The sequence below is a fragment of the Candidatus Margulisiibacteriota bacterium genome (genome assembly GCA_031268855.1).
Classification (GTDB): Bacteria; Margulisbacteria; Termititenacia; order Termititenacales; family Termititenacaceae; genus Termititenax.
Map to the genome: position 1 here is coordinate 1 of JAIRWS010000075.1, position 6190 is coordinate 6190.

The 6190-nt window shown below is 48.7% G+C and carries 6 protein-coding genes and 1 tRNA gene; all 7 read right to left on the reverse strand.

Features of this window, described 5'->3' with window-relative positions:
• Nucleotides 1–185 (reverse strand): hypothetical protein (locus LBJ25_04660; GenBank protein MDR1453246.1); only part of this gene is annotated, 185 nt, incomplete at its 3' end.
• 3 nt (nt 186–188) lie between these two features.
• A complete protein-coding gene (locus tag LBJ25_04665; protein ID MDR1453247.1) occupies nt 189–1316 on the reverse strand; it encodes a hypothetical protein in 1128 nt (375 codons plus the stop codon).
• 66 nt (nt 1317–1382) lie between these two features.
• Nucleotides 1383–3242 (reverse strand): carbohydrate ABC transporter permease, encoded by a 1860-nt coding sequence (locus LBJ25_04670; GenBank protein ID MDR1453248.1) that lies wholly within the window; start codon nt 3240–3242, stop codon nt 1383–1385.
• Nucleotides 3242–4225, reverse strand: a complete 984-nt coding sequence (locus LBJ25_04675) for a sugar ABC transporter permease (protein MDR1453249.1) — start codon at nt 4223–4225, stop codon at nt 3242–3244. The genes LBJ25_04670 and LBJ25_04675 overlap by 1 nt, the downstream gene beginning before the upstream one ends.
• Nucleotides 4201–5571 carry a sugar ABC transporter substrate-binding protein gene (locus LBJ25_04680; GenBank protein ID MDR1453250.1) on the reverse strand — a complete coding sequence of 457 codons (1371 nt, stop codon included), beginning with the start codon at nt 5569–5571 and terminating at the stop codon, nt 4201–4203. Before LBJ25_04680 ends, LBJ25_04675 begins: the two co-directional genes overlap by 25 nt.
• 49 nt (nt 5572–5620) lie before the next feature.
• Nucleotides 5621–5697 (reverse strand) — tRNA-Arg (locus LBJ25_04685).
• A gap of 243 nt (nt 5698–5940) precedes the next feature.
• A partial coding sequence (locus LBJ25_04690; protein ID MDR1453251.1) for a hypothetical protein occupies nt 5941–6190 on the reverse strand: 250 nt, incomplete at its 5' end.

Consider the following 6190-nt stretch of genomic DNA (forward strand, 5'->3'; position numbering starts at 1 on the left):
CCGTAATATTCCTCCGGTATCACCGCCAGCCCCGCCGGATTGGAATATATAGAATCCACGCCAAAACCAAACGCCGTCCCGCCCAAAGCCAGCGCCTTCGCGCTCAATCCCGTGTGAAAAAAATCTTCCTTTATCCCGGCCAGAGAACAACCCAATAACAAAATAAGCGCTATAGCCTTTTTCATAAATTAGATCTCATAATTTAAATAAATTTCCCGCGGCTCCACGCCATGTTCCTGTTTAATGCGTAAAATCCGCGCAAAAGATTTTTCTATTCTTTCCTCGGAAAGCAGTTTTTTCCGCACGATATTTTCCACCACCTGCCGCAGTTTGCTAGACAACAAAGGATCATAATCACTATCTTTATTAGTTATTAAAATCAAATCCGCTCCGGCTTCGATAATTTCCAGCATTTCCGCCTGCAATTCCTCCACGCTCCGCCCGCGAACACTGACAGCGTCTGTAAGAGCGATATTGTCATAGCCCAGAGAGCGCAGCAGCTCATAGACCGCGCGAGATTTGTACGCCGGCTTTTCCGTGTCGATCTGAGGATAAACCAGTGTGGAAACCATCACCAGAGCGGCATTGTCGTGCCTGAGTAGTTCTTGAAAAGGCCGCAAATCCACTGTTTTATCATACAAATTATTTATGTCGTCAGGCCTGCCGCTACCGCGTCCCGGAAAATGCTTGAGCGCGCACAGTACGCCATTGTCTTGATGCGCGTCCAGAAACAAACGGCCATTCTCAATAACTATTTCCGCTGTCCCGCCAAAAGAACGGCTGTTGGCAAAGGGCGGCCGATCTACATCCACCACCGGAGCCAGATTTAAATTAAAACCCAGCCGTTGCAGATAAACACCAATATTCTTAGCCCACAATTCCCGGCCGGCCTTGTCGGCGGCAGCTACGGTCTGAGGTGACTGGAAATAGGTAAAATCCGTACTTTCATTTTTATACAATTGCAGCTGGCCGCCTTCCAGATCGACCGCCAGAAATGGCTTTAGTTTCGTCTCACCAGAATTTCCCCGCACTGCTTCCAGCAGCTTGACCGCTTGTTCTTCCGTCGAAAAATTTATGGGATTGCCATTCTCATCCTGCGTATAAAAAATATACCCGCCCCAGTTATTGCCGGATACAAAATCCGCAAACTCCCGCGGCGAACTGCCCTGGAATCCCAGCATAAACAGCTGCGTTAATTTCTCTTCCAGAGTATATTCCCGGCTAAATCCAAAAACACAAATCAAAAGGAAAAAAATGACCGCAATTTTTAGTCTCTTTCGCAAGAAGAATCGCTCCTTATTCTCCCCCTTGCTCACCTTTAGGAAATCTAATTACTTGATAATTATATTATGGTACGTAAAGTTTTGTCAAAAAGCGCTGGCCTAATCTTTTACCGCGCCGCTGGTCAGCCCTGAGACGATCTGTTTCTGTAGCAAAATAAACATGACCATCACCGGTATCGTGGCGACGGTCGAAGCGGCCATCAGCAGATCGTAGCGGTTTTGAAAATTGCCGACAAAAAGCCGGATGCCGACCGGAATAGTCATGGTGTGCGCGCTGGTCAAGACCCAGGCAAAAACCAACTCGTCCCAGGCCTGCAGGAAAATATAAATGCCTGTCGCCACAATGCCCGGCATGGAGAGCGGCAGGGAGATCTTGTAAAAGATCTGGAACGGCGTGCAGCCGTCGAGCGTGGCCGCTTCTTCTAAAGCCAGCGGTATGGAAGCAAAAAAGCCGCGCAAAATCCAAATGCTAAACGGCAGGAAAAAAGCGGCGTAAACAAAGACCAGTCCGGCCACCGTGCCTTTCATTGGGATACCTGTGGCTTCCGTGATCTTAATGAACATAATATACACGGGGATCAGCATCATCACGCCCGGGATCATCTGCGTCGAGAGCACGGCCGTGCTCAAAAAACGGTTGCCCGGAAATTTAAATCTGACCAGCGCATAGGCTGTGATCGTGGCCAGGATCATCGAGAAAAAAGCCGTAACGCCGCAAATAATAAAGGAGTTGCGCACATACAGACCAAAATCGATATTGTAAAAAAGATCAATAAAATTGCGCCAGAAAACATTGAAATAACCGGCTTTGTCCATAAGATAAGTCTTTTCCACTTCTTTAGTTTGCAGATTGTAAAGCGCCGCGCGGCCAACCGAGGTGGACACATAAACCCGCTCGCCCAGCGCCTGCGCGTAATTTACATCGGAATTAACGTACACACCTTTATTGATGAGCTTGCCTTTTTTATTGACATTGTCAAAGAGCGGCGCCGTCACATCCTCAAGATGCTGTCCGGTCTTGGTCAGGCGCGTAAAGCCGTTGCCCGTGCCCAAAATAAGGCCGGTGTCGCTGACCGTCATGTAGCCGATCTGCACAAAATAATCCAGGTCTGCGGTGGAATAAATCTGGCGCAGCGCGCCGTCCTGATAGGCGTAAACTTTGGAAAAAGAATTCATGAACAAAGTGTCTGTCGCTACGTCATAGGCCAAATAACGAATGTCGGAATTCTCAAAATCGGGATGTTCGATAATTTTTTCCTGCCGAAGATCCGCGGCATTGATCACCACCACGCCCAGATTGGTGGCGGCATAAAGCCGGCCGCCGTGATAATAAATATTGCCGATCGAAAATTTATCAAAGAAATCCGGCATTTGGCTCAAGATCCGATACGCGCCGCGCAGCTGCATGGTCTCGCGGTCAAATTCAAAGATCTGGTCGTAATCCAAATAGCCGAGCGTCAGCCAGAGTTTGTTATTCTGGGCATCGACAGCCAGCAGCGTCTTGGAAATTTTATTGAAGTCCAGCTTGGCGTTCCATTTGACGCGCGCTTTTTTGACGGCAAAAGTTTCTTTATCCACGCGGATCAAACCCTTGTCCGCGGAAGACAACCAGACATATTTGTCATCGCTGGCAAAATTAGTGTTATTGGTCTTAAAACGCCGGCGCTGCAACAATTTACCAGTGTCCAGCGCCAGATAATTGATCGAGCCGTCGCGCGTGCCCAGCAGCAGTTTGTCGCCGACTTTTTCCGTGAAAAGCACATTGGTCGGCGCGCGCTGAAAGAAAATCTTACCCTGCACAATATCGTTATTATTCATGAAAGCATTGAAAACCATCCAAAAAATCGGGAACAGTACTACCAACAGTGTGGTGTACATCAGCACATTGTAAACCCGATCCATGACTTTTTTATAAACATGGAACGGCATCGCCCGTAGATCACGCCAAAATTGCCACATCAGCCTTCTTCCACTCCTTTGTAAAATTTATACCAAAAATTCAAAACGATCATCATCACCACCATCAGGATAAAGGACAGCGCCGCGCCCGAGCCGAAATCCCAGCGCTGAAAACTGTTGCGGAAAATATTGGTCATCAGCAGATCGCCCCATTCGCCCGGGAAACCCGCGCCGTTACCGAACATCATGTAAACAATATTGAAAGCGTACACATTAAAGATCAGGCCAAACAAAAGCAAAATCGCCCAGACCGGCTTCAGCAGCGGAAAAGTGATGTACCAAAATTTGCTCCAGCCATTGGCGCCGTCAATGTCCGCGGCCTCGTAATAATCATGCGGTATGCCCTGCAGACCGGCCAGCAGCATGAGCATCGGGTGCGGCCAGCCGCGCCAGATCGTCGGGATAATTATCGCCGCCAGGGTTTTGGGATCACCCATCAGCCAGAAAGGTTTTTCCGCCGTAACGCCCAGCCAGCCAAGCCAGGTATGGATCTGCAAAATGTCGTAAAGAATAATATTAATGATGCCGGTCTCTTTTTGCCACATAAAACCCCAGAGCATACCGACCACAAACGTCGGCACGATCCACGGAAATAAAAACAAGCCGCGCAGGATATTGCGGCCTTTGAACTGGCGGTTGAGCATTTGCGCGACGACCATGCCGATGCCCAGCGTGCCAAAAGTCACAATAGCCGCGTAAAGAATTGTATTGCGCACGGCCGAAAGAAAACCCAAACGCACCGGCGAGGCAGGATTAAAAAGAATATCGTAATAATTCTTCAGGCCGACAAACGGCGCGCCCAAATATTCGCTGATCGTAAACTGATCCATTTGCAGCAGCGACATCCAGATACCCTGCAGCAGCGGCAGTAAATGCAACAAAATCAAACAGCACACCGCCGGCGTAATAAAAATATAAGCCAGCCGGTATTTGCGGTAAGTTTCGATTATACTGTCCGCTATTTTTTTCCGCGTTTTTCCCATTGTTTTGCCGCCTCTTTAAGGATCACTTCCATTTCCTGATGAATAATATTCAGCCTATTCAGCAACTGCATCAAGCTGTAGTCGCCCTGATTGCGCACAACCTCGTCCCACATCAAACCAAAATCTCTGGTCAAAACCACCGTTTCCATCTGCCCCCAAGCCGGTATCGCCGGATAAGCTTTGGAATTGCGCAGCGCGTCGCTGAACACGCGGCGGAAAGGATCATCAGTAAAATAAGGATTGCTATAGGCGGAGTTGAGCGCCGGCAAAAAACCGGTCATCTGTGAATAAGCGATCTGCGCTTTTTCGTTGGTGGTCAGATATTCCACCACTTTCCAGGCGGCTTCTTTGTGCTTGGTCGTTTTAAAAATCGCCAGATTGCTGCCGCCGCAAAAAGTATAACGGCCTTTGGGTCCGGCCGGATACGGCGCCACGGCAAAATTTTTGGCGACAAAAGTGCCGCCGCCGCCGCCGCGTTCGGGCGGAGTAGTCATACCTTTGAGCGAATACGGCCCGTCAAAGTAGATCGCGTAAACGCCGTTGTTGAAATCCGAGGAAATCTGATAACTATTCTGCTCCAGGCACTGGATCGGCACCAAGCCTTTTTTGACCAAACTGATATAATACATCAAGCCGCGCTGTGTCGTGGCGCTGCTGATAACGCTGGATTTAAAATCAGACGAGACAAAATCGCCGCCCGACGACCAGATCCACGGCGCCAAACTGTGAATGACATTCCAGTCGTTTTTGCCAGTAATGCCCAGCGGCTCAATGTGTTTATTTTCAATAGTCAGATTAGCGGCCTTGATCTTTTCCAGAGTTCGCTCAAAAGATTCCCAGTCGGCCACGTCTCTGGTGGTCAGCCCCAGCCGCCGGAAAACATCCGTCCGGTAAAACATGACGCGCGTGTCCACGATCCACGGCACAGAAACGATGCTCTCGGTGCCCGGAATAAGCGTCGTCGACCAAGCCGAGTCCACAAAAAGATTTTGGCCGCCGCCGACCGCGCGCACATTGGCCGAAACATCGAGCATAGCGTCCATCGAGCCGATCGAGCCGACCCAGGTAGTGCCCAGCTGAATGATGTCGGGAGCGTCGCCGGAAGTAGCCGCGGTGGTAATTTTTTGCCAGGCCGAACCCCAATCCAGAGCCACGACCTCGATCTCTATTTCGGGATTGCGTAGCAAGAACGGCCGCAAAACATTGCGCACATCGTTGACCGGTTCCTGTGAATTGGGCATGATCCACATGACCAGTTTGACCTTGCCGTCATCGCTGCGGCCGCCGCAGCTCCACAGGCTAAAACACAACAGCATTACCAATAAAATAGAGAAAACTTTTTTCATCGGAGGTTAGTTTAACATTACCTTCCCGTTAAATCCAATAATATTTTTATGGTGTCCCCGATACGATTCGAACGTACGACCTGTTGCTTAGGAGGCAACCGCTCTATCCAACTGAGCTACGGGGACAGACCTGTAGTTAATACTAGCATACACTCATTAAACACTCTCGAAACTGCGTCGAACTTCACAAGCGCGTTAGCGTGACGTGAAGTGAGACCCACAAGCGCGCATAGCGCGCGAAGTGCGCTACGGGGACAAGAACATAGTTTATTCTACCATTATACATATTAAACACGCACGAACTGACCCGAACTTAACAAGCGCAGCGCACACAACAACCCGCCGCGCGACCAGAAAGTGTAGAATAATTTAAATAGTTAGTTGCTTATACAAACTGTCAAAATCATTAAAACTTTTAAACCAGCTATATATTTCCGGCGAAATCCAGTTTATTACTTCCGTCATTTGATTATAAGTTTTTAACAACTGCCTTTCATTTTTTATAATCGACTCAAAGTGCGCAATTTTATTCCGTACTTTTAATAATGCATTGAATGTCGTAGCAATATATTTACGGTTTGGCGAACCATTGTAATGCGGAAAAATCAGGTTCAGACCT